18 protein-coding genes are annotated in these 23,032 nt (G+C 58.2%); 11 read left to right on the top strand and 7 right to left on the bottom strand.

Features of this window, described 5'->3' with window-relative positions; translation table 11 throughout:
* Positions 1 to 41 precede the first annotated feature (41 nt).
* Positions 42 to 1,418: an amino acid permease gene (locus J9788_RS23825; RefSeq protein WP_004937488.1), complete on the bottom strand. Its 1,377-nt coding sequence runs from the start codon at positions 1,416 to 1,418 to the stop codon at positions 42 to 44.
* Positions 1,419 to 2,049: 631 nt separating this feature from the next.
* On the opposite strand from J9788_RS23825, the gene pdhR reads away from it, so the two are divergent.
* The 6 genes from pdhR (at position 2,050) to yacL (ending at position 12,812) form a co-directional block, all read left to right on the top strand.
* Positions 2,050 to 2,814 carry a pyruvate dehydrogenase complex transcriptional repressor PdhR gene (pdhR, locus tag J9788_RS23830; RefSeq protein ID WP_004937490.1) on the top strand — a complete coding sequence of 255 codons (765 nt, stop codon included), beginning with the start codon at positions 2,050 to 2,052 and terminating at the stop codon, positions 2,812 to 2,814.
* Positions 2,815 to 2,979: 165 nt separating this feature from the next.
* Complete coding sequence (aceE, locus tag J9788_RS23835; protein WP_046897328.1) at positions 2,980 to 5,643, top strand: pyruvate dehydrogenase (acetyl-transferring), homodimeric type; 2,664 nt, start codon at positions 2,980 to 2,982, stop codon at positions 5,641 to 5,643.
* Between the two features lie 13 nt (positions 5,644 to 5,656).
* The gene (gene aceF, locus J9788_RS23840; protein WP_033632105.1) at positions 5,657 to 7,540 is read left to right on the top strand and encodes a pyruvate dehydrogenase complex dihydrolipoyllysine-residue acetyltransferase; all 1,884 of its coding nucleotides are present in this window, start codon (positions 5,657 to 5,659) and stop codon (positions 7,538 to 7,540) included.
* A 233-nt stretch (positions 7,541 to 7,773) separates the two neighbouring features.
* Complete coding sequence (gene lpdA / locus J9788_RS23845; protein WP_033644926.1) at positions 7,774 to 9,198, top strand: dihydrolipoyl dehydrogenase; 1,425 nt, start codon at positions 7,774 to 7,776, stop codon at positions 9,196 to 9,198.
* A gap of 514 nt (positions 9,199 to 9,712) precedes the next feature.
* On the top strand, positions 9,713 to 12,310 hold the full coding sequence (acnB, locus tag J9788_RS23850) for a bifunctional aconitate hydratase 2/2-methylisocitrate dehydratase (RefSeq protein WP_182265361.1): 2,598 nt from the start codon (positions 9,713 to 9,715) through the stop codon (positions 12,308 to 12,310).
* Between the two features lie 139 nt (positions 12,311 to 12,449).
* Positions 12,450 to 12,812, top strand: coding sequence for a protein YacL (yacL, locus tag J9788_RS23855; protein ID WP_004937507.1), 363 nt, complete (start codon positions 12,450 to 12,452; stop codon positions 12,810 to 12,812).
* Positions 12,813 to 12,844: 32 nt separating this feature from the next.
* Here the strand turns inward: yacL and speD are convergent, their stop codons facing one another.
* The 3 genes from speD to J9788_RS23870 all read right to left on the bottom strand — a co-directional run bounded on the left by speD (position 12,845) and on the right by J9788_RS23870 (position 15,001).
* A complete protein-coding gene (speD, locus tag J9788_RS23860; protein ID WP_004937510.1) occupies positions 12,845 to 13,639 on the bottom strand; it encodes an adenosylmethionine decarboxylase in 795 nt (264 codons plus the stop codon).
* A gap of 27 nt (positions 13,640 to 13,666) precedes the next feature.
* The gene (gene speE, locus J9788_RS23865; RefSeq protein ID WP_182265360.1) at positions 13,667 to 14,530 is read right to left on the bottom strand and encodes a polyamine aminopropyltransferase; all 864 of its coding nucleotides are present in this window, start codon (positions 14,528 to 14,530) and stop codon (positions 13,667 to 13,669) included.
* 123 nt (positions 14,531 to 14,653) lie between these two features.
* Positions 14,654 to 15,001, bottom strand: coding sequence for a YacC family pilotin-like protein (locus J9788_RS23870; RefSeq protein WP_033644927.1), 348 nt, complete (start codon positions 14,999 to 15,001; stop codon positions 14,654 to 14,656).
* 219 nt (positions 15,002 to 15,220) lie between these two features.
* Between J9788_RS23870 and cueO the strand changes: the two genes are divergently transcribed.
* Together cueO and hpt are read left to right on the top strand one after the other, a co-directional pair.
* On the top strand, positions 15,221 to 16,915 hold the full coding sequence (gene cueO, locus J9788_RS23875; RefSeq protein WP_182265359.1) for a multicopper oxidase CueO: 1,695 nt from the start codon (positions 15,221 to 15,223) through the stop codon (positions 16,913 to 16,915).
* Positions 16,916 to 17,013: 98 nt separating this feature from the next.
* Positions 17,014 to 17,550: a hypoxanthine phosphoribosyltransferase gene (gene hpt / locus J9788_RS23880; RefSeq protein ID WP_048234659.1), complete on the top strand. Its 537-nt coding sequence runs from the start codon at positions 17,014 to 17,016 to the stop codon at positions 17,548 to 17,550.
* Between the two features lie 37 nt (positions 17,551 to 17,587).
* On the opposite strand, the gene can is transcribed toward hpt, so the two are convergent.
* A complete protein-coding gene (gene can, locus J9788_RS23885) occupies positions 17,588 to 18,244 on the bottom strand; it encodes a carbonate dehydratase (protein ID WP_015379031.1) in 657 nt (218 codons plus the stop codon).
* A gap of 211 nt (positions 18,245 to 18,455) precedes the next feature.
* Here can and J9788_RS23890 point away from each other — a divergent pair, with 211 nt between their 5' ends.
* From J9788_RS23890 to J9788_RS23900, 3 genes are all read left to right on the top strand, one after another.
* Entirely contained in the window at positions 18,456 to 19,379 is a 924-nt protein-coding gene (locus J9788_RS23890) for an ABC transporter ATP-binding protein (RefSeq protein ID WP_033644695.1), read from the top strand.
* Entirely contained in the window at positions 19,376 to 20,146 is a 771-nt protein-coding gene (locus J9788_RS23895; protein WP_033644696.1) for an ABC transporter permease, read from the top strand. Before J9788_RS23890 ends, J9788_RS23895 begins: the two co-directional genes overlap by 4 nt.
* A 177-nt stretch (positions 20,147 to 20,323) precedes the next feature.
* Positions 20,324 to 21,601 (top strand): polysaccharide deacetylase family protein, encoded by a 1,278-nt coding sequence (locus J9788_RS23900; protein ID WP_182265358.1) that lies wholly within the window; start codon positions 20,324 to 20,326, stop codon positions 21,599 to 21,601.
* Positions 21,602 to 21,637: 36 nt separating this feature from the next.
* Here the strand turns inward: J9788_RS23900 and panD are convergent, their stop codons facing one another.
* Together panD and panC are read right to left on the bottom strand one after the other, a co-directional pair.
* Entirely contained in the window at positions 21,638 to 22,018 is a 381-nt protein-coding gene (gene panD / locus J9788_RS23905; protein WP_004937544.1) for an aspartate 1-decarboxylase, read from the bottom strand.
* A 145-nt stretch (positions 22,019 to 22,163) separates the two neighbouring features.
* Entirely contained in the window at positions 22,164 to 23,018 is an 855-nt protein-coding gene (panC, locus tag J9788_RS23910) for a pantoate--beta-alanine ligase (protein ID WP_033644699.1), read from the bottom strand.
* Between the last annotated feature and the right edge of the window lie 14 nt (positions 23,019 to 23,032).

A 23,032-nucleotide genomic window follows, 5' to 3' on the forward strand; every position in this document is an offset into this window, starting at 1 on the left:
GGCCCGCATCTGCGGGCCATTTTATTGCGCGGTCACGGGATTCAACGGCTGGTGACGCCGTCGACACGCTGGCTGCGCTGTTTGATGGCGTAACCGACGGCCAGGATCGCCACCCATACCGGGATCAGCAGCACCGAGATTTGAATGCCCGGCGTCAGGTACATGATCACCAGGATGCCGGCCATGAACAGCAGGCACAGGTAGTTGCTGAACGGGTACCAGAACGCTTTGAACTTCGGCACCACGCCTTCACGGTTTTTGGCGGCGCGGAATTTCAGGTGCGCCAGGCTGATCATCGCCCAGTTGATCACCAGCGCCGACACCACCAACGCCATCAGCAGTTCGAAGGCGCGGCCCGGGATCAGGTAGTTAATCAGCACGCACAGCGCGGTGGCGAGGGCGGAAATGCCTATGGCCACCACCGGCACGCCGCGGCCGTCAACCTTCAGCAGGCTTTTCGGGCCGTTGCCCTGCTGCGCCAGGCCGTACAGCATGCGGCTGTTACAGTAGACGCAGCTGTTGTAGACCGACAGCGCGGCGGTGAGCACCACGATGTTCAGCACGGTCGCCACCAGGTTGCTGTTCAGCGCGTGGAAGATCAGCACGAACGGGCTGCCGCCTTCGACCACTTTGCCCCACGGGTACAGCGACAGCAGAATGGCCAGTGAACCGATATAGAAGATCAGGATGCGGTAGATCACCTGATTGGTGGCTTTCGGAATGCTTTTTTGCGGGTTGTCGGCTTCGGCGGCGGTGATGCCGACCAGCTCGAGGCCGCCGAAGGAGAACATGATCACCGCCATCGCCATCACCAGGCCCATGACGCCGTTCGGGAAGAACCCGCCCTGCGCCCACAGGTTGGTGACGGTGGCTTCCGGGCCGCCCATGCCGCTGAACAGCAGGTAGGCGCCGAACACGATCATGCCGATAATCGCCACCACTTTGATGATGGCGAACCAGAACTCCATCTCGCCGTAAACTTTCACGTTGGCCAGGTTGATGGCGTTGATCGCCAAGAAGAATACCGCGGCGGAAACCCAGGTGGGGATCTCCGGCCACCAGTACTGTACGTAGATGCCGACCGCGGTCAGCTCCGCCATCGCCACCAGAACATACAGCACCCAATAGTTCCAGCCGGAGGCGAAGCCGGCGAAGTTGCCCCAGTATTTATAGGCGAAGTGGCTGAAGGAACCGGCGACCGGCTCTTCCACCACCATTTCCCCCAGTTGGCGCATGATCAGAAACGCGATGAAGCCGCCGATGGCGTAGCCGAGAAGCACTGACGGGCCGGCCATTTTTATTGTTTGAGCGATACCGAGAAATAACCCGGTGCCGATTGCGCCACCTAAGGCGATGAGCTGAATATGGCGGTTTTTCAGGCCGCGCTTCAGCTGGTCACCATGCTGTTGACCATCCATCAATCTAACCCTCTGTCGTTGTGAATGCCCATCTGCCTGTAAAGCAGTGGTTACGATGTGTGTTTTGTTTTATTTACGGCGTTATAGCTATTAATTCCACGGCGCCGCTACCGTTTGGCAGAGAATAATGTTATGCGCGTCGGTTTGCACCTGCTTTGTCGTGTGAGTGATTAAGATTGCAGCAGTTTAGGAAACAAAATGCGGGTTGTGTGACGGCAGGGGGGATTCAGTGCATGAAATAAGCAACAAATCACATAATGCGCAAAAATAACGTAGATCTGAACGGTGGGCCGCGTTCAAATAATGAACGAACCGCCGTTGCGCTGCTCGCCAAATAGCCATTCATTAAAGCGTAATAACCATGCAATAAAACTCGGGCAAAAAGTTTGCACTCTGCCTTGCGTAAGGTTTGGTAAAAGTTAAATCCCCAACCCGCCGCGTAAATGGTAATACCATCACGGCGTTACCGGTTTGCAGCGGGGTTTTCAGCGGGGTGTTAAAATGTGCGGGTAACCTGATTTCGATCAAGGCCCGTATGGACAGGAGGTGAATACTTTGTTACTTTACCGTCACGTTTTTGAAATTGGTATTACCAATTGACTCCGCGCCATTCGCAGAGAAGAATTCACTCATGGCCTACAGCAAAATCCGCCAACCCAAGTTGTCAGATGTTATCGAGCAACAGCTCGAATACCTGATCCTCGAGGGGACACTGCGCCCAGGCGAAAAACTGCCTCCGGAGCGCGAGCTGGCGAAACAATTTGATGTCTCCCGTCCTTCTCTGAGAGAGGCCATTCAGCGCCTTGAAGCGAAAGGGCTGCTCCTGCGCCGTCAGGGCGGCGGCACCTTCGTGCAAACTAATCTGTGGCAGAGCTTCAGCGATCCGCTGGCCGAGCTGCTGGCCGACCATCCCGAATCACAGTTCGATCTGCTGGAAACCCGTCACGCGCTGGAAGGCATTGCCGCCTATTACGCGGCGCTGCGCGGCACCGATGAAGATCTGGCGCGCATCCGCGATTGCCACATCGTGATTCAACAGGCTCAAGACAGCGGCGATCTCGACGCCGAAGCCGATGCGGTCATGCAGTATCAAATCGCCGTGACTGAAGCCGCTCACAACGTTGTGTTACTTCACCTGCTACGCTGCATGGGGCCGATGCTGGAACAGAACGTGCGTCAGAACTTTGAATTGCTCTACTCGCGCCGTGAGATGTTGGCAAAAGTGAGCAGCCACCGCGCCGGAATTTTTGAGGCGATTGTGGCACGCGAGCCGGAAAAGGCCCGTGAAGCCTCGCATCGCCACTTGGCGTTTATCGAGGAAATCTTGCTGGATCTCAGCCGGGAGCATACTCGGCGCGAGAGATCGCTGCGGCGTCTCCAGCAACGCAAGGATTAAGAGCTGTCCTCTTCAGGGTACACCAGCCTGCGGGGGTTAAGTTCGAGGTACTTAGTTAAGTACTTAAGCGGCAACTAAACTGATGGGCCTGTCTTCGTGTGTTTTTTCACAGAGCACAGGAAGACAGGCTCCAAACAAACCATTAGACAGATAAGGAATACCACCATGTCAGAACGTTTAAACAATGACGTGGATCCGATCGAAACCCGCGACTGGCTGCAGGCGATCGAATCGGTCATCCGTGAAGAGGGTGTTGAGCGAGCTCAGTTTCTGATTGATCAGGTATTGGGAGAAGCCCGCAAAGGCGGCGTTAACGTTGCGGCCGGTGCTGCAGCGCACAACTATGTCAACACCATCGCGGTAGAAGACGAACCGGCTTACCCAGGCAACCTGGATCTGGAACGCCGCATTCGCTCTGCGATTCGTTGGAATGCGATCATGACCGTTCTGCGCGCATCCAAGAAAGACCTGGAACTGGGCGGCCACATGGCTTCCTTCCAGTCTTCCGCGACCTTCTATGAAGTCTGCTTTAACCACTTCTTCCGCGCACGCAACGAGAAAGACGGCGGCGACCTGGTCTACTTCCAGGGCCACATCTCTCCGGGCGTTTACGCGCGCGCCTTCCTTGAAGGCCGCCTGACCGAAGAACAGATGAACAACTTCCGTCAGGAAGTGCACGGCAACGGCCTGTCCTCTTATCCGCATCCTAAGCTGATGCCGGAATTCTGGCAGTTCCCGACCGTATCCATGGGCCTGGGCCCAATCAGCGCCATCTATCAGGCGAAGTTCCTGAAATACCTGGAACACCGCGGCCTGAAAGACACCTCTGAGCAGACCGTTTACGCCTTCCTGGGCGACGGCGAGATGGATGAGCCGGAATCCAAAGGCGCCATCACCATCGCCACCCGCGAGAAGCTGGACAACCTGGTGTTCGTCATCAACTGCAACCTGCAGCGCCTGGACGGCCCGGTCACCGGTAACGGCAAGATCATCAACGAACTGGAAGGCATCTTCTCCGGCGCAGGCTGGCAGGTGCTGAAAGTGATCTGGGGCGGCCGTTGGGACGAGCTGCTGCGCAAAGACACCAGCGGTAAACTGGTTCAACTGATGAACGAGACCCTGGACGGCGACTACCAGACCTTCAAATCCAAAGACGGCGCTTACGTGCGCGAGCACTTCTTCGGCCGTTACCCGGAAACCGCGGCGCTGGTCAAAGACATGACCGACGACGAAATCTGGGCGCTGAACCGTGGTGGTCACGATCCGAAGAAAATCTTCGCTGCACTGAAAAAAGCGCAGGACACCAAAGGCAAACCGACCGTTATCCTGGCCCACACCATCAAAGGTTACGGCATGGGTGAAACCGCGGAAGGTAAAAACATCGCTCACCAGGTGAAGAAAATGAACATGGAAGGGGTTCACCACTTCCGCGATCGTTTCAACGTGCCGGTTGCCGATGCTGACATCGAAAAACTGCCGTACATCACCTTCGAGAAAGATTCCGAAGAGTACAAATACCTGCACGAACGTCGCCAGGCGCTGAAAGGCTACGTGCCTACCCGTCTGCCGGAGTTCACCCAGAAGCTGGAAATGCCGGCGCTGGAAGATTTCAGCTCGCTGCTGGAAGAGCAGAACAAAGAGATCTCCACCACTATCGCCTTCGTGCGTGCCCTGAACGTGATGCTGAAGAACAAGTCGATCAAAGATCGCCTGGTGCCAATCATCGCCGACGAAGCGCGTACCTTCGGTATGGAAGGTCTGTTCCGTCAGATCGGTATCTACAGCCCGAACGGCCAGCAGTACACCCCGCAGGACCGTGAGCAGGTTGCTTACTACAAAGAAGACGAGAAAGGCCAAATCCTGCAGGAAGGCATCAACGAACTGGGCGCAGCCTCTTCCTGGCTGGCCGCAGCGACGTCCTACAGCACCAACGATCTGCCGATGATTCCGTTCTACATCTACTACTCGATGTTCGGTTTCCAACGCATCGGCGACCTGTGCTGGGCAGCGGGCGACCAACAGGCGCGCGGCTTCCTGATCGGCGGGACCTCGGGCCGTACTACCCTGAACGGCGAAGGTCTGCAGCACGAAGATGGCCACAGCCACATTCAGTCTCTGACCATCCCTAACTGCATCTCTTACGATCCGGCTTACGCGTACGAAGTGGCGGTCATCATGCACGACGGTCTGGTGCGCATGTATGGCGACAACCCGGAAAACGTGTACTACTACCTGACCACGCTGAACGAAAACTACCACATGCCTGCGATGCCGCAGGGTGCGGAAGAAGGTATCCGCAAGGGTATCTACAAGCTGGAAACGCTGGAAGGCAGCAAAGGCAAGGTGCAGCTGCTGGGCTCCGGCGCCATCCTGCGCCACGTGCGCGAAGCTGCGCAGATCCTGGCGAAGGACTACGGCGTGGGTTCCGACACCTACAGCGTGACCTCGTTCACCGAACTGGCGCGCGACGGCCAGGATTGCGAGCGTTGGAACATGCTGCACCCAACCGAAGCGCCACGCGTGCCTTACATCGCTCAGGTGATGAACGATGCGCCGGCGGTAGCCTCTACCGACTACATGAAACTGTTCGCCGAACAGGTTCGTACTTATGTGCCGGCCAGCGATTATCGCGTACTGGGCACCGACGGCTTCGGCCGTTCGGACAGCCGCGAAAACCTGCGTCACCACTTCGAAGTCGATGCGTCCTACGTGGTGGTTGCTGCTCTGGGTGAACTGGCTAAACGCGGTGAGATCGAAGCTTCTGTGGTTGCTGATGCAATCAAGAAATTCAACATCAACCCAGAAAAAGTTAACCCGCGTCTGGCCTAAGAGGTACTGAATAATGTCTATCGAAATCAACGTACCGGATATCGGTGCAGATGAAGTCGAAATCACCGAGATTCTGGTGAAGGTCGGCGATAAAGTTGAAGCGGAACAATCGCTGATCACCGTGGAGGGCGACAAGGCCTCCATGGAAGTGCCCTCCCCGCAGGCGGGCGTGGTGAAAGAGATCAAAGTGGCGGTCGGCGATAAAACCGAAACCGGCAAACTGATCATGATCTTCGAAGCGGCAGGCGCAGCGGAAGCGGCACCGGCGGCGAAAGCGGAAGAAAAACCGGCGGCGGCAGCAGCTGCCCCGGCTGCCGCTGCGGCCAAAGACGTTGCCGTGCCGGATATCGGCGCCGACGAAGTCGAAGTGACCGAGATCCTGGTGAAAGTGGGCGACAAGGTGGAAGCCGAGCAGTCCCTGATCACCGTGGAAGGCGACAAGGCTTCCATGGAAGTCCCTGCGCCGTTCGCGGGCACCGTGAAAGAGATCAAGATCGCGACCGGCGACAAAGTGAAAACCGGCTCCCTGATCATGGTGTTCGAAGTGGCCGGCGCCGCTTCCGCTGCGGCCCCGGCTGCGGCGCAAGCACCGGCTGCCGCTGCAGCGCCTGCGGCCTCTGCGGCTAAAGACGTCGCCGTGCCGGATATCGGCGGTGACGAAGTCGAAGTGACCGAGGTGATGGTCAAGGTGGGCGACAAGGTTGCCGCCGAGCAGTCTCTGATCACCGTGGAAGGCGACAAGGCCTCCATGGAAGTGCCAGCGCCGTTCGCGGGCACCGTGAAAGAGATCAAGATCGCGACCGGCGACAAAGTGAAAACCGGCTCCCTGATCATGGTGTTCGAAGTGGAAGGCGCTGCGCCTGCCGCTGCCGCCGCTCCAGCTGCTAAAGCGGACGCTGCGCCGGCGCCGGCCGCCGCGAAAGCCGCCGCTCCGGCCGCGAAAGCTGAAGACAAAGGCGAGTTCGCCGAGAACGCGGCATATGTGCACGCGACTCCGGTCATTCGTCGTCTGGCGCGTGAATTCGGCGTTAACCTGGCGAAAGTGAAAGGCACCGGTCGTAAAGGCCGCATCCTGCGCGAAGACGTTCAGGCTTACGTGAAAGACGCGGTGAAACGCGCTGAAGCGGCCCCGGCTGCTGCCGGCGGCGGTCTGCCGGGCATGCTGCCATGGCCGAAAGTGGACTTCAGCAAGTTCGGCGAGATCGAAGAAGTCGAAATGGGCCGCATCCAGAAGATCTCTGGCGCGAACCTGAGCCGCAACTGGGTGATGATCCCGCACGTGACTCACTTCGACAAAACCGACATCACCGATCTGGAAGCGTTCCGCAAGCAGCAGAACGAAGAAGCGGCCAAGCGCAAGCTGGACGTGAAGTTCACGCCTGTCGTGTTCATCATGAAAGCCGTCGCTGCCGCTCTGGAGCAGATGCCACGCTTCAACAGCTCGCTGTCCGAAGACGGTCAGAAGCTGACGCTGAAGAAATACATCAACATCGGCGTGGCGGTAGATACCCCGAACGGCCTGGTGGTTCCAGTGTTCAAGGACGTGAACAAGAAGAGCATCACCGAGCTGTCTCGCGAGCTGATGACCATCTCCAAGAAAGCGCGCGACGGCAAGCTGACCGCGGGCGAGATGCAGGGCGGCTGCTTCACCATCTCCAGCCTGGGCGGCATCGGGACGACTCACTTCGCGCCGATCGTCAACGCGCCGGAAGTGGCTATCCTGGGCGTCTCCAAGTCTGCGATGGAGCCGGTCTGGAACGGTAAAGAGTTCATGCCGCGCCTGATGATGCCGATGTCGCTGTCCTTCGACCACCGCGTTATCGACGGTGCCGATGGTGCGCGCTTCATCACCATCATCAACAACATGTTGTCCGACATTCGCCGTCTGGTGATGTAATGCAAAAGGGGCGCAGCATGCTGCGCCCCTGACGATTCTGTAGCAGTTTTGTCGGATTTTGCATAACTCGACAAAATTGTTGAGACACGGGTCACTCGAACACGCTTTGCAGATTATTAACAATTCTGTAAACTGCTCGCGGTGTAAGCGTCCCGGTGGATGAAGGGCGTTATGAGATCGATTAGCAATAAAAATGACGTCTGACCCGCCGGACAATCAATTAAGAGGTCATGATGAGTACTGAAATTAAAACTCAGGTCGTGGTACTTGGGGCGGGCCCGGCAGGTTACTCTGCAGCCTTTCGTTGCGCTGACTTAGGTCTTGAAACCGTTCTGGTTGAACGTTATTCCACTCTGGGCGGGGTTTGCCTGAACGTGGGATGTATCCCTTCCAAAGCACTGCTGCACGTTGCCAAAGTGATCGAAGAAGCCAAAGCGTTGGCCGAACACGGCATCGTTTTCGGCGAGCCGAAAACCGACATCGACAAAGTGCGCGTCTGGAAAGAAAAAGTCATCACTCAGCTGACCGGCGGTCTGGCTGGCATGGCGAAAGGCCGTAAAGTGAAAGTGGTCAACGGCCTGGGCAAGTTCACCGGCGCTAACACCCTGGTTGTTGAAGGCGAAAACGGCCCAACCACCATCAACTTCGACAATGCCATCATCGCTGCAGGTTCTCGTCCGATCCAACTGCCATTCATTCCTCATGAAGATCCACGCGTGTGGGATTCTACCGATGCGCTGGCGCTGAAAACCGTCCCAGAGCGTCTGCTGGTTATGGGCGGCGGCATCATCGGCCTGGAAATGGGCACCGTATACCATGCGCTGGGTTCACAGATCGACGTCGTTGAAATGTTCGATCAGGTTATCCCGGCGGCAGATAAAGACGTGGTGAAAGTCTTCACCAAACGTATCAGCAAGCAGTTCAACCTGATGCTGGAAACCAAAGTGACCGCGGTAGAAGCCAAAGAAGACGGCATTTACGTCACGATGGAAGGTAAAAAAGCGCCGGCAGAGCCACAGCGTTACGACGCAGTGCTGGTGGCGATCGGCCGCGTGCCGAACGGCAAACTGCTGGATGCCGGCAAAGCCGGTGTTGAAGTTGACGAGCGCGGCTTCATCAACGTCGACAAACAGTTGCGCACCAACGTGCCGCACATCTTCGCCATCGGCGACATCGTCGGTCAGCCGATGCTGGCGCACAAAGGCGTGCACGAAGGCCACGTCGCCGCAGAAGTTATCGCCGGCATGAAGCACTACTTCGATCCGAAAGTGATCCCATCCATCGCTTACACCGAGCCGGAAGTGGCGTGGGTGGGTCTGACCGAGAAAGAAGCGAAAGAGAAAGGCATCAGCTACGAAACCTCCACCTTCCCGTGGGCGGCTTCCGGCCGTGCGATCGCTTCCGACTGTGCAGACGGCATGACCAAACTGATCTTCGACAAAGAAACTCACCGCATCATCGGTGGCGCGATTGTCGGCACCAACGGCGGCGAGCTGCTGGGTGAAATCGGTCTGGCTATCGAGATGGGCTGCGACGCGGAAGACATCGCGCTGACCATCCACGCTCACCCGACCCTGCACGAATCCGTGGGCCTGGCGGCGGAAATCTACGAAGGCAGCATCACCGACCTGCCTAACCCGAAAGCCAAGAAGAAGTAATTCTGCTGGTTTGACCGGTTAACAAGCGGCTCCTGAGAAGGGGCCGTTTTTTTTTGCTCAGATGCAGAACGCGGTTTTTTGTGGCCGCGACGCCAAATTCCGATCCTCATGCTTATATCCGTTTTAATTATGTGGATATAATGCCCTGTTTGTCCGGCAGCCGATTACGCTGCGCTCAACGATTCAGCAAAGATTTAATGTTGCTTTTATGTGAACGAATTAACAACCGTTTCAAATCCTGATATGCTGGCTGAGCGGAACCGGGCACTGTACCTTACAGTCCAGGACATCGACAGCAGTGCCCCGTCAGGATAGATGGCATCAATATCGCCGTGCGCTCTACCCATCAGTCTTTCATGCTGTAACGCTGTTTGACCGTGCTTGTTTGCCCCAATCACCGTTTCGGGGCCTTTACGGGCCGATCGCCTAGCCACAGAGTGAAACCCAAAGGGTATAAACCCGGTTTGCATATACGCCAGGCACAATAAATGACAATGAGAGCGAGGAGAACGTCGTGCTAGAAGAATACCGTAAGCACGTAGCCGAGCGTGCTGCTGAGGGCATCGCCCCTAAGCCGCTAGACGCCACCCAAATGGCCGCGCTGGTCGAACTACTGAAGAATCCGCCAAAAGGCGAAGAAGAATTCCTGTTAGACCTGCTGATTAACCGTGTTCCACCGGGCGTCGACGAAGCCGCCTACGTCAAAGCAGGTTTCCTGGCGGCCATCGCCAAAGGTGAAGCGACATCCCCCCTGGTTACCCCCGAGAAAGCCATTGAACTGTTAGGCACCATGCAGGGCGGCTATAACATTCATCCGCTGATCGAAGCCCTGGACAACGAAAAGCTGGCGCCGATCGCCGCTAAAGCGCTGTCCCACACGCTGCTGATGTTCGACAACTTCTACGATGTGGAAGAGAAGGCGAAAGCCGGCAACGCGCACGCCAAGCAGATCATGCAGTCCTGGGCCGATGCCGAATGGTACCTGTCGCGCCCTGAGCTGGCGGAAAAGATCACCGTCACCGTGTTCAAAGTGACCGGCGAAACCAATACCGATGACCTGTCTCCGGCGCCGGACGCCTGGTCGCGTCCGGATATCCCGCTGCACGCGCTGGCGATGCTGAAAAACGAACGTGAAGGCATCGTGCCGGATCAGCCGGGCAGCGTCGGCCCGATCAAACAGATCGAGCTGCTGAACAAGAAAGGCTTCCCGCTGGCCTACGTCGGCGACGTGGTCGGCACCGGCTCCTCCCGTAAATCCGCCACCAACTCGGTGCTGTGGTTCATGGGCGACGACATCCCGTACGTGCCGAACAAGCGCGGCGGCGGCGTGGTGCTGGGCGGCAAGATTGCGCCTATCTTCTTCAACACCATGGAAGATGCCGGCGCCTTGCCGATCGAAGTGGACGTGTCCGAACTGAACATGGGCGACGTGATCGACGTTTACCCGTATAAAGGTGAAGTGCGCAACCACGAAACCGGCGCGCTGATCGCCAACTTCGAGCTGAAAACCGACGTGCTGCTGGATGAAGTGCGCGCCGGCGGCCGTATCCCGCTGATCATCGGCCGCGGTCTGACCACCAAGGCGCGCGAAGCGCTGGGTCTGCCGCACAGCGACGTGTTCCGCATCGCCAAACCGGTAGCCGCCAGCAACAAAGGCTTCTCGCTGGCGCAGAAAATGGTCGGCCGCGCCTGCGGCGTCGCCGGCATTCGCCCTGGCGAATACTGCGAGCCGAAGATGACCTCCGTCGGCTCTCAGGACACCACCGGCCCGATGACCCGCGATGAGCTGAAAGACCTGGCCTGCCTCGGCTTCTCCGCCGATCTCGTCATGCAGTCGTTCTGCCACACCGCCGCCTACCCGAAACCGGTCGACGTGACCACGCACCACACGCTGCCTGACTTCATCATGAACCGCGGCGGCGTATCGCTGCGCCCGGGCGACGGCGTGATCCACTCCTGGCTGAACCGCATGCTGCTGCCTGACACCGTCGGCACCGGCGGCGATTCCCACACCCGCTTCCCGATCGGCATCTCCTTCCCGGCCGGTTCCGGCCTGGTGGCGTTTGCCGCCGCGACCGGCGTGATGCCGCTGGATATGCCTGAGTCGGTGCTGGTGCGCTTCAAAGGCAAAATGCAGCCGGGCATCACCCTGCGCGATCTGGTGCACGCCATCCCTTACTACGCGATCCAGCAGGGTCTGCTGACCGTCGAGAAGAAGGGCAAGAAAAACATCTTCTCCGGCCGCATTCTGGAGATCGAAGGCCTGCCGGATCTGAAGGTCGAGCAGGCGTTTGAGCTGACCGATGCGTCCGCCGAACGTTCCGCCGCCGGTTGTACCATCAAGCTGGACAAGGCGCCGATCGAAGAGTACCTGAACTCCAACATCGTGCTGCTGAAGTGGATGATCTCCGAAGGCTACGGCGATCGCCGTACGCTGGAGCGCCGTATTCAGGGCATGGAAAAATGGCTGGCGGATCCGCAACTGCTGGAAGGCGATGCGGATGCGGAATATGCGGCGGTGATCGACATCGATCTGAACGAGATCAAAGAGCCGATCCTGTGCGCGCCGAACGATCCTGACGATGCGCGCCTGCTGTCCGACGTGGCCAACAGCAAAATCGATGAAGTGTTCATCGGTTCTTGCATGACCAACATCGGCCACTTCCGCGCGGCGGGCAAGCTGCTGGATCAGCACAAGGGCCAGCTGCCGACCCGTCTGTGGGTGGCGCCACCAACCAAGATGGATGCGGCTCAGTTGACCGAAGAAGGCTACTACAGCGTCTTCGGCAAGAGCGGCGCGCGTATCGAGATCCCGGGCTGCTCGCTGTGCATGGGCAACCAGGCGCGCGTGGCGGACGGCGCGACGGTGGTTTCCACCTCAACCCGTAACTTCCCGAACCGTCTGGGCACCGGCGCCAACGTCTATCTGGCGTCTGCCGAACTGGCCGCGGTAGCGTCCCTGCTGGGCCGCCTGCCGACGCCGGACGAGTACCAGACCTATATGGCGCAGGTCGACAAGACGGCGGCGGATACCTACCGCTACCTGAACTTTGACCAGCTGGGCCAGTACACCGAAAAAGCCGACGGCGTGATCTTCCAAACCGCCGTGTAAGCCGCTATATTGCGCAACTGTTTAACGGGAGGCCTTGGCCTCCCGTTTTATTTTGCTCAGTTGCCAACTTTGCGAGCGCTCACTGAGTTAGTCCGCCATTTATGTTTACACTAAGAAAAAGGGCTCAGGAGGGCATGCTATGGATTACGAATTTCTGCGTGACGTCACCGGTCAGGTGATCGTCAGATTTTCGATGGGGCATGAAGCGATTGGCCACTGGATCAACGAAGAAGTCAAAGGCGATTTCAACCTGCTGGACCGCATTGAAGCCGGTGCGGCCGAGGTCAAAGGCAGCGAGCGTCAATGGCAGCTGGAAGGCCATGAATATACGCTGCTGATGGACGGTGAAGAAGTGATGATCCGCGCCAATCAGCTGGAGTTCGAGGGCGATGAAATGGAAGAGGGGATGAACTACTACGACGAAGAAAGCCTCTCATTCTGCGGCGTTGAGGATTTCCTGCTGGTGTTGAAGGCCTATCGTTCTTTCATGCTGAAGTACTAAGCATCAGGGCGCGGCGTGCCGCGCCCTTTCCATCACAGATGCGGAATATTGCGGCCGTAATAGATTTCCTGCATCTCTTTCCATAACAGATCGGTGATCTGCTTGCGTTCGGCGGCGCTCAACGCCTCCGGCTCCGCGTTAAACAGGTAGTGCTTCAGATCGAAATCCTTCAGCAACATCTTGGTATGGAAGATATTTTCCTGATAAACGTTCACGTCCATCATGTGGTACAGCGCCTTGATGTCTTCCGACATAAAGTTCTGGATCGAATTGATCTCATGATCGATGTAATGTTTCACGCCGTTCACGTCGCGGGTAAAACCGCGCACGCGATAGTCCATGGTGACGATGTCGGATTCCAACTGGTGAATTAAGTAGTTCAGCGCCTTGAGGGGCGAAATGACGCCGCAGGTCGAGACCTCGATATCGGCGCGGAAGGTGCACAGCCCGCCTTCCGGATGGCTTTCCGGGTAGGTGTGCACGCAGATATGGCTCTTGTCCAGGTGCGCGACGACCGTATTCGGCAGTGGACCGGGGTGTTCCGACGTATCGACGTCTTTCGGATCGATCGGCTCTTCGCTGACCAGGATGGTGACGCTGGCGCCCTGTGGCTCGTAGTCCTGACGCGCGATGTTCAGAATATTGGCGCCGATGATCGAGCAGGTTTCGCTCAGGATCTCGGTCAGCCGGTTGGCGTTATATTGTTCGTCTATGTAGGCGATATAGCCGTCGCGATCGTCCGCGGTTTTGGCGTAACAAATATCGTAAATACAAAAACTCAGGCTCTTGGTCAGGTTGTTGAAGCCGTGCAGTTTTAGCTTATGCAATTTGGGCCACCTCCTTTATCTTCTCGCTTAACGTGTTACGTTCAGGGCATCGAGCAAATATTGCGGCAGGGCAAAGCTGCCGACGTGAATTGCCGGGTTGTAATAACGGCAGTGTAGGCCGCTTTGGTTAAAGCGCTGTTGCAGGGCAGGCAGATCGCGCTGGCGCAGCGCCGGGTCCTGGCTCGCCCAGGCAAAGGTCATGATGCCGCCGTAATAGGTCGGGATCGCCGCCTGATAGAAGCTGACGTCGCTAAAGTAGCGGCTCAGTTTGGCGTGGCTGTTGACCGCCTCGTCCTGCTGCAGGAAACAGACGCCGTTTTGCGCGACGAAAATGCCGCCCTCATTCAGGCAGCGGGCGCAGCCTTCATAAAACGCCGAGGTGAACAGGCTTTCGCCGGGGCCGATCGGATCGGTGCAGTCGGAGATGATCACATCGAACGTTTCGCCGGTTTGATTCACGAAGTTGACGCCGTCGTCGATCACCAGCTTGAAGCGCGGATCGTCATAGGCGCCGGCGCTGTGGTTGGGCAGGTACTGGCGGCAGAACTCGACGACGCCGGCGTCGATTTCGACCATGGTGATTTGCTCAACGCCAGGATGCCGGCTGACTTCGCGCAGCATGCCGCCGTCGCCGCCGCCGATGATCAGCACTTTCTTCGCCTGGCCGTGCGCCAACAGCGGCACGTGGGTCAGCATTTCGTGATAGATGAACTCGTCACGCTCGGTGGTTTGCACCACGCCGTCGAGCGCCATCACGCGCCCCAGCACCGGGTTCTCGAAGATCACCAGATCCTGATGATCGGTCTTCTCGCGGTACAGCACCTTCTCTACCGAAAAGTACTGGCCGAAGCCCGTATGCAGCGTTTCGTACCAAATTTCTTTCTGGGTCATGTGCGGGAAACTCCGTAATAACAGCCATGAAAAATCGGCGCAACATCATAGCTAACTCTGCCTGGCGATGCACGGTTGAATTTCAGACAGAGAGAGCGGAGGGCGGACGGGCGAGGGGGAAGATTAATTGGCGTAGGCCAGCAGGCTCAGGGAGTCGCGCGCCAGCGATTTGCACTTCTTGGGCGTTGGAATGGCGATACCGCTCAGATCGCGATAGCTGTCTTCGCCCAGCGCCTTCATGTTAAAGCTGTTGTAGTTGCTCAAATCCCAGCGGTTTTGTTGCGCGAAATAGACGATGGCGCGTTTGATTTGCGCATTTGGCAAATCGTTGTAGCCGCAATCATTTTTCAAATAAATAAATACCGCCGTCAGATCGGCCAGATCTTCCGCCTCGGATTCATTCAGCGCCAGACTGGCGTTGGAGAAGCCCAGCATCGCCAGCAACAGCATCGTTAACGTTGTTTTTTTCATCATGAAGTAGGCCTGTTTGTCGTCTGCAGACGTTACCACACTTGCCTGTAAAGGCACCAAATTTTATTGCTGACGGGCGCTGCCATAGCGCTCACCCACGGCGCGCTCTTGATTGTGAGGCATAGCTTAAAATACCGCCAGGAAAGGCTTGACCTTCCGCCTGGGGGAAGGTTTAGGCTGGCTGCGTTGAGTTATGTCACTGAGAAAAGGGAGTCAGCGATGTTACGCCGTGATTTTATTAAATTGACCGCTGCATTGGGCGCCGCGAGCGCATTGCCGTTATGGAGCCGGGCCGCCTTAGCGGCCGAGCGGCCGGCCCTGCCGGTGCCCCCGTTGTTAACGCCCGACGCGCAGGGAAAGATTGCGCTGGCGCTGCAGGCGGGGGAAACCCGCTGGTTGCCCGGCGCCGCCACCAAAACCTGGGGATTCAACGGCGCGCTGCTCGGGCCGGCGGTGAAGCTGCAGCGGGGTCAGCCGGTGACGGTCGATATCAAAAACAGCCTGGCGGAAGCCAGTACCGTCCACTGGCACGGCCTGGAAATCCCCGGCGACGTCGATGGCGGCCCGCAGGCGTTGATCCATCCCGGCGCAACGCGCACGGTGAATTTCACCGTCGATCAACCGGCGGCCACCTGCTGGTTCCACCCGCATACCCACGGTAAAACAGGCAGTCAGGTGATGATGGGGCTGGCGGGGCTGGTGCTGCTGGAAGACGATGAAAGCGCCAAACTGCCGCTGCCGAAAACCTGGGGGCAGGATGACATTCCGGTGATCCTGCAGGATAAGCGCTTGGGCAAAGATGCCCAGATCGAATATCGCCTGGACGTGATGAGCGCGGCGGTGGGTTGGTTTGGCGATCGCATGTTTACCAACGGCGCGCAGTACCCGCAACATCTGGCGCCGCGCGGTTGGCTGCGTTTGCGTTTCCTCAACGGTTGCAACGCCCGCTCGCTGAATCTGGCGGCCAGTGACAACCGCCCGCTGTACGTCATCGCCAGCGACGGCGGTTTTCTGGCGGAGCCGGTGAAGCTGACCGAGCTGCCGATGCTGATGGGCGAGCGCTTTGAAGTGCTGGTCGATGCCTCCGACGGGAAAGCGTTCGACATCGTGACGTTGCCGGTGAAACAGATGGGTATGACGCTGGCGCCATTCGATCGGCCGCTGCCGGTGTTGCGCATTCAGCCGTCGTTGGCGCAGGGCATCAAAACCATGCCGGACAGCCTGGTGAAGCTGCCGACATTGCCTGCCACCGCCGGCATCCAGGAGCGTTGGCTGCAGCTGATGATGGATCCGCAGCTGGATATGCTCGGCATGCAGGCGCTGATGGATCGTTATGGTCATCAGGCGATGGCCGGCATGAGCATGAATCATGGCGCGACGGGCGCTGGAGACATGAAAGGCATGGACCACGGTAACATGAAGGGCATGGAGAAGGGCGGCATGCAGGGCATGGACCACGGCGACATGAGCAGCATGAAAGGCATGAAAGGCATGAAAGGCATGGATCATGGCAAGATGGCCGGGATGGATCATGGCGGCGCGCAGGGCAACGCCAAACCGTTCGACTTCAGCCACGGCAACATGATCAACGGCAAGGCCTTCGATATGACCAAACCGATGTTTGCCGCCAAACGGGGCCAGTATGAAAAGTGGACCATTTCCGGCGAGGGCGACATGATGCTGCACCCGTTCCACATTCACGGCACCCAGTTCCGTATTCTGTCGGAAAACGGCAAACCACCGGCGGCGCATCGCAGCGGCTGGAAGGACATGGTGCGCGTCGAAGGTTGGCGCAGCGAAGTGCTGGTGCGCTTCGACCATCCGGCAAGCAGCGAACATGCGTATATGGCCCACTGCCACCTGCTGGAGCATGAAGATACCGGCATGATGATGGGCTTTACCGTCGCCGATTGATCGCGGCCTATCGCTCAGGTGGCGGTGCGCTCGCGTCGCCACCGGCGAAAGGCTATGCTAAACTCTGCGCCTTTCTTCCGGCAACTGACCTGAATACTATGAAACACACTGTAGACGTAATGATTTCCGAGCAGGAAGTTAAGACCCGTATCGCCGAACTTGGCCGCCAGATCACCGAACATTACCGCGACAGCGGCAGTGACATGGTGCTGGTTGGGCTGCTGCGCGGCTCCTTCATGTTCATGGCCGATCTGTGCCGCGCGATTGACGTGCCGCACGAAGTCGACTTCATGACGGCTTCCAGCTACGGCAGCGGCATGTCCACCACTCGCGACGTGAAGATCCTCAAGGATCTGGACGAAGACATTCGCGGCAAAGACGTGCTGATCGTGGAAGACATCATCGATTCTGGCAACACGCTGAACAAAGTGCGCGAGATTTTGGCGCTGCGTGGGCCGAAATCGCTGGCGATTTGCACCTTGCTGGACAAGCCTGAGCGCCGTGAAGTGCAGGTGCCGGTCGAATACGTCGGCTTCTCGATCCCGGATGAGTTCGTGGTGGGGTATGGCATCGACTACGCCCAGCGCTACCGTCACCTGCCGTACGTCGGCAAAGTGGTGCTGCTGGACGAGTAATTGATGTGGGGCGCGGCCTGCCGCGCCCGCGGCGGGATTATACGCCTTTATCCTGCTTCAGTTTGGCTATCGCTTTGCGGTAGCCCATCTCCAGGCTCTCGCGGCTGGTCGCCAGCACTTCCATATCGCGCAGACGGCCGTCCTGAATGCCGTACACCCAGCCGTGGATCATCACCTTTTGGCCGCGTTTCCAGGCCGATTGCATGATGGTGGAGTGGCCCAGGTTGTATACCTGCTCAATGACGTTGATCTCGCACAGCATGTCGAAACGCTGTTCCGGCGGCAGCTCGCCCAGCAGCGAACTGTGCTTGTACCACAGATCGCGAATGTGCAGCAGCCAGTTGTCGATCAAACCCAGCTCCGGGTTTTCCACCGCGGCCTGCACGCCACCGCAGCCCAGGTGGCCGCAGATGATGATGTGTTCGACCTCCAGCACATCTACCGCATACTGCACCACCGACAGGCAGTTAAGATCGGTGTGGATAACGAGGTTCGCCACGTTGCGATGGACGAACAGTTCACCCGGCTCGAGGCCGGTCAGGCGTTCTGCGGGAACGCGGCTGTCAGAGCAACCAATCCATAAGAAGCGGGGCTTTTGCGCCTGGGCTAAACGTTCAAAAAAATCCGGGTCTTCCTGACTGATATTGGCCGACCAGGCCTGGTTGTTGGCGATAAGCTCTTCGATTTCTTTCATGGAGGTGATTGACCCGTAACGAACAGATTGCGTTGGGGTAATATAGGGTAAGCGTCACAATTTGGAAATCGGAACAGTGGTGCAACCTCATTTACCGCACGGATTCGACTCAGTGAAAACGCCGTCGATGCTAGGATTATTGTTATTGTTTCAAGCCTCGCAAACAGGGGGCGCGGCGGCATACTCATCGTTATAAGGTACTATTTTACATATGAATTATGCACTGGAATTAGCGCAGCTGACCAAGACTTACGCCGGTGGCGTCAAGGCGCTGCGCGGCATCGACCTGAGCGTCGAGGCGGGGGATTTTTATGCCCTGCTAGGGCCAAACGGCGCTGGAAAGTCCACCACCATCGGCATCATCAGCTCGCTGGTGAACAAAACCGCCGGCAGCGTGCGGGTGTTCGGTTACGACATCGATAAAGACATCGTCAACGCCAAGCGCCAGCTTGGCCTGGTGCCTCAGGAGTTCAACTTCAACCCGTTTGAGACCGTATTGCAGATCGTGGTGAACCAGGCGGGTTACTATGGCGTCACGCGGCGTGAAGCGATGGCGCGCGCCGAAAAGTACCTCAATCAGCTGGACCTGTGGGGCAAGCGCAACGAGCGTGCTCGCATGCTGTCCGGCGGCATGAAGCGCCGTCTGATGATCGCCCGCGCGTTGATGCACCAACCAAAGCTGCTGATCCTCGATGAACCGACCGCCGGGGTGGATATCGAGCTGCGCCGCTCGATGTGGGGCTTCCTGAAAGAGCTGAACGCCCAGGGCACCACCATCATCCTCACCACTCACTATTTGGAAGAGGCGGAGATGCTGTGCCGCAACATCGGCATCATCCAGAACGGGGAGCTGGTGGAAAACACCTCGATGAAGGGGCTGCTGGCCAAGCTCAAGTCGGAAACCTTTATCCTCGATCTGGCGGCGAAAAGCCCGCTGCCGAAGCTGGACGGTTACCGCAGCCGCCTGACGGATACCTCGACGCTGGAAGTGGAGGTGATGCGTGAACAGGGGTTGAACGGCCTGTTCGCCCAGCTGAGCGCGCAGGGCGTGCAGGTGCTGAGCATGCGCAACAAGGCGAACCGCCTGGAAGAGCTGTTTGTCACCCTGGTTAACGGCAATGGAGAGAAAGCATGACGCGTTTGTATTGGGTGGCCTTACAGAGCATCTGGGCCAAAGAGGTGAACCGCTTCGCGCGCATCTGGATCCAGACCCTGGTGCCGCCGGTGATCACTATGACGCTGTACTTCATCATCTTCGGCAACCTGATCGGTTCGCGCATCGGCGATATGCACGGCTTCAGCTACATGCAGTTCATCGTGCCCGGCCTTATCATGATGGCGGTGATCACCAACTCCTACGCCAACGTCGCGTCGTCGTTCTTCAGCGCCAAATTCCAGCGCAACATTGAGGAACTGCTGGTGGCGCCGGTGCCGACCCACGTGGTGATCGCCGGCTATGTCGGCGGCGGCGTGGCGCGCGGCATCTGCGTCGGCGTGCTGGTGACCATCATCTCGCTGTTCTTCGTGCCGCTGCAGGTGCACGCCTGGTGGGTGATTGCGCTGACGCTGTTGCTGACGGCGATCCTGTTCTCGCTGGCGGGGCTCATCAACGCGGTGTTCGCCACCACTTTCGACGACATCAGCCTGATCCCGACCTTCGTGCTGACGCCGCTCACCTACCTGGGCGGGGTGTTCTACTCGCTGTCGCTGCTGCCGCCGTTCTGGCAGGCGGTGTCGAAGCTGAACCCGATCGTCTATATGATCAGCGGTTTCCGCTACGGTTTCCTCGGCATCAATGACGTGCCGCTGGCGTTCACCATGGCGGTGCTGGTGGCGTTTATCACGGTGTTCTACCTGCTGTCCTGGTACCTGATCGAACGCGGCCGCGGCCTGCGCAGCTGATCCTGATGCGCCCTCGTTTTCCCGGCGGGGGCGCTTTTCCCGATTTGGCGCAGGCGGCGCGTAAATCAATAGAATCGCTCAAATAACCGCTAGTTCCCCGCTGTTCAAATCGTGCTATGCTGGCGCTCCACATTTCCTTCATTTTTGTCATTACGCACTCGTAAGCAGAACATCATCATGCGGCCTCAATACAAGTTGGCGACTGGGTTACTCGGCATTCTTATGTCGTTGGTTTCCCCTGTGAGCCTGGCGAATCTGCTGTCGGAAGACAGCGCGGTTAAATCTGAATACATGGAAACGCAACGCGACAGCGAAGTCTATTCGCTGGTGGGCGAGCATGTGATCCCGGTAGGGGAAGTGAAGCGCGGGCAACTGATCCAGGTGTTCCCGGCGGATGCGGAATACTACGAATTCAGATTCGGGCACGGCACCGGCTTTATCGATAAAGACGACGTGCGCGAGCTGAAGAAGTCGCGCAAGGTGCAAGACGATCTGGGCGAGCTGAACAAGCCGCTGACCAACCAGAATCTGATCACCCAAAAGGCGATCGACGTATACACCGCGGCGGACAAGGACAGCGAGGTCTTCGGCACGCTGGAAGGCAACCTGCGTTATCCGATCATCGGCAAGCTGAAGGATCGGCTGAACAATACCTGGTACGAGGTCAACATCGGCGATCGGCTGGGGTTCGTCAGTGAGCTGGACTGCGAGATCGATAACGGCATCCCGGTGCTGACTTACCATCACCTGCTGAAAAACGAAGAGAACAAGCGCTTCCGCCATACCTCGACCACCACCTCAGACGTGGCGTTCAGCAACCAGATGACCTACCTCAAGCAGGCGGGCTACGACACCATTTCGCTGTATCAGCTGGAAGCCTACCTGAAAAATCAGATCAACCTGCCGGGCAAGGCGATCGTGCTGACCTTCGACGACGGGCTGAAATCGGTTTATCGCTACGCTTACCCGGTATTGAAGGATTACGGTTTCCGCGCGACGGCGTTCATCATCTCTTCGCGCATCAAGCGTCATCCGCAGAAATGGAACCCGGACTCGCTGCAGTTTATGAGCGTCTCGGAGCTCAAGCAGATTCAGGACGTGTTCGACGTGCAGTCGCACACCCATTTCCTGCATCGCACCGACGGCAATCGCCAGCCGATTTTGCTGAGCCGTTCGCTGCACAATATCGAGTTCGATTTTGAGCGCTCGCGCCGCGCGCTGTCGCAGTTCAACCCGCACGTGCTGTATCTGTCCTACCCGTTCGGCGGCTATAACCAGCGGGCTATCCAGGCGGCGCAGGACGCCGGTTTCCATCTGGCGGTGACCACGGTGCAGGGCAAAGTGAAACCGGGGGATAATCCCTATACGTTGAAGCGGCTGTATATTCTGCGCACCGACTCGATCCAGACCATGGCGGATCGGATAGCCAACAAGCCGGGCACGGTGGTGCAGTAAGGAAAAGAACGGGCGCGCGAGGCGCCCGTTTTACCGTCAGGCGACCTGAACCGGCACGGCTTTCGCCTTGCGCTGCAGGTTGTTGTCACCCTCGAAATAGGCGACTTTCGGGTGATGTTGGCGGGCGTCGGCGTCGGTCATTTGCACATAGGAGCAGATGATCAGTTTGTCGCCCACGCAGGCGCAGCGCGCGGCGGCGCCGTTGACCGAAATAATGCGCGAGCCGCGCTCGGCGGCGATGGCGTAAGTGGAGAAGCGCTGGCCGTTATCCACGTTGTAGATATCGATCGCTTCATATTCCAGAATGCCGGCCGCTTCCAGGAAATCCTGATCGATGGCGCAGGATCCTTCATAGTGCAAGTCAGCCTGAGTGACTTTGACGCGATGCAGCTTGCCTTGCAGCATAGTACGTATCATAGCTTTACCTAACTGAATATCGGCCTTCACAGGCGTTGGGGTTGAACATCTCTCCTGCATCCCTGCAATCTCTATCGTCACCGATTGCCCCGCCATTGTCTACCTATGGTCAGGGCTGCAGGGTGACGACAGTATAAAAAATAACTTACAGCGTCAGGTCAACCTGCTGGTTATCGATAAGCCGCGCTTTGCCCAGCCAGGCGGCCATCAGCACCACCGCCCGTTGGCTGTCCACCGTCAGCGGCTGCAGGCTGTCGGCATCGCGAATAAACAGCTCATCCGGCGTAAAGCCGGCGGCGCGCAGTTGCTCGGCGGTCTGTTCCAACAGCGTTTCGACATGGCGCTCGCCATTGGCCAGCTGCTGCGCCAGCGCGTTCATGATTTTGCTCAGCTGCGGCGCAACCTTGCGTTCCTCGGCGGTCAGGTAACCGTTGCGTGAACTGAGGGCCAGGCCGTCTTTGGCGCGCACGGTCGGCACGCCGACGATATCGATGTCGTAACCCATGTCCGCCACCATTTTGCGGATCAGCGCCAATTGTTGGTAGTCCTTCTCGCCGAAACAGGCCAAATCAGGCTGCACCAGGTTGAACAGCTTGCTGACGATGGTGGAAACGCCGCGGAAGTGGCCCGGCCGGCTTGCGCCTTCCAGAATGGTGGAGATGCCCGGCACGTCGACATAGGTTTGCTGCTCCAGCCCCTGCGGATAGACCGCGGCCGGGGCCGGCGCGAACACCAGATCGACGCCGCGGCGGGTCAGTTTCTCGCTGTCTTCCTGCAGCGTGCGCGGGTAGCGCGCCAGATCGTCCGGGCGATCGAACTGCATCGGGTTGACGAAGACGCTCACCACCACCACGTCGGCGCGGGCGCGCGCTTCATCGACCAGCGTCATATGGCCGTCGTGCAGGTTGCCCATGGTCGGCACCAGTGCGATGCGCTTGCCTTCCTGGCGCCAGCGGCGGATCTGCTGACGCAGCAGCGGCAGGGTTTCGATAATAATCATTGGGTGACTCCTGG

This window comes from Serratia sp. X10, from assembly GCF_017811775.1.
Lineage (GTDB): Bacteria > Pseudomonadota > Gammaproteobacteria > Enterobacterales > Enterobacteriaceae > Serratia > Serratia ureilytica.

Excerpts from the sequence above, each read along its gene's own strand:
- J9788_RS23870 (WP_033644927.1), bottom strand. The coding sequence starts at position 15,001 with ATGAAAAAAACAACGTTAACGATGCTGTTGCTGGCGATGCTGGGCTTC.
- J9788_RS23900 (WP_182265358.1), top strand. The coding sequence starts at position 20,324 with ATGCGGCCTCAATACAAGTTGGCGACTGGGTTACTCGGCATTCTTATG.
- lpdA (WP_033644926.1), top strand. The coding sequence starts at position 7,774 with ATGAGTACTGAAATTAAAACTCAGGTCGTGGTACTTGGGGCGGGCCCG.
- J9788_RS23895 (WP_033644696.1), top strand. The coding sequence starts at position 19,376 with ATGACGCGTTTGTATTGGGTGGCCTTACAGAGCATCTGGGCCAAAGAG.
- aceF (WP_033632105.1), top strand. The coding sequence starts at position 5,657 with ATGTCTATCGAAATCAACGTACCGGATATCGGTGCAGATGAAGTCGAA.
- yacL (WP_004937507.1), top strand. The coding sequence starts at position 12,450 with ATGGATTACGAATTTCTGCGTGACGTCACCGGTCAGGTGATCGTCAGA.
- cueO (WP_182265359.1), top strand. The coding sequence starts at position 15,221 with ATGTTACGCCGTGATTTTATTAAATTGACCGCTGCATTGGGCGCCGCG.
- speE (WP_182265360.1), bottom strand. The coding sequence starts at position 14,530 with ATGACCCAGAAAGAAATTTGGTACGAAACGCTGCATACGGGCTTCGGC.
- panC (WP_033644699.1), bottom strand. The coding sequence starts at position 23,018 with ATGATTATTATCGAAACCCTGCCGCTGCTGCGTCAGCAGATCCGCCGC.
- hpt (WP_048234659.1), top strand. The coding sequence starts at position 17,014 with ATGAAACACACTGTAGACGTAATGATTTCCGAGCAGGAAGTTAAGACC.
- can (WP_015379031.1), bottom strand. The coding sequence starts at position 18,244 with ATGAAAGAAATCGAAGAGCTTATCGCCAACAACCAGGCCTGGTCGGCC.
- aceE (WP_046897328.1), top strand. The coding sequence starts at position 2,980 with ATGTCAGAACGTTTAAACAATGACGTGGATCCGATCGAAACCCGCGAC.
- panD (WP_004937544.1), bottom strand. The coding sequence starts at position 22,018 with ATGATACGTACTATGCTGCAAGGCAAGCTGCATCGCGTCAAAGTCACT.
- J9788_RS23890 (WP_033644695.1), top strand. The coding sequence starts at position 18,456 with ATGAATTATGCACTGGAATTAGCGCAGCTGACCAAGACTTACGCCGGT.
- pdhR (WP_004937490.1), top strand. The coding sequence starts at position 2,050 with ATGGCCTACAGCAAAATCCGCCAACCCAAGTTGTCAGATGTTATCGAG.
- J9788_RS23825 (WP_004937488.1), bottom strand. The coding sequence starts at position 1,418 with ATGGATGGTCAACAGCATGGTGACCAGCTGAAGCGCGGCCTGAAAAAC.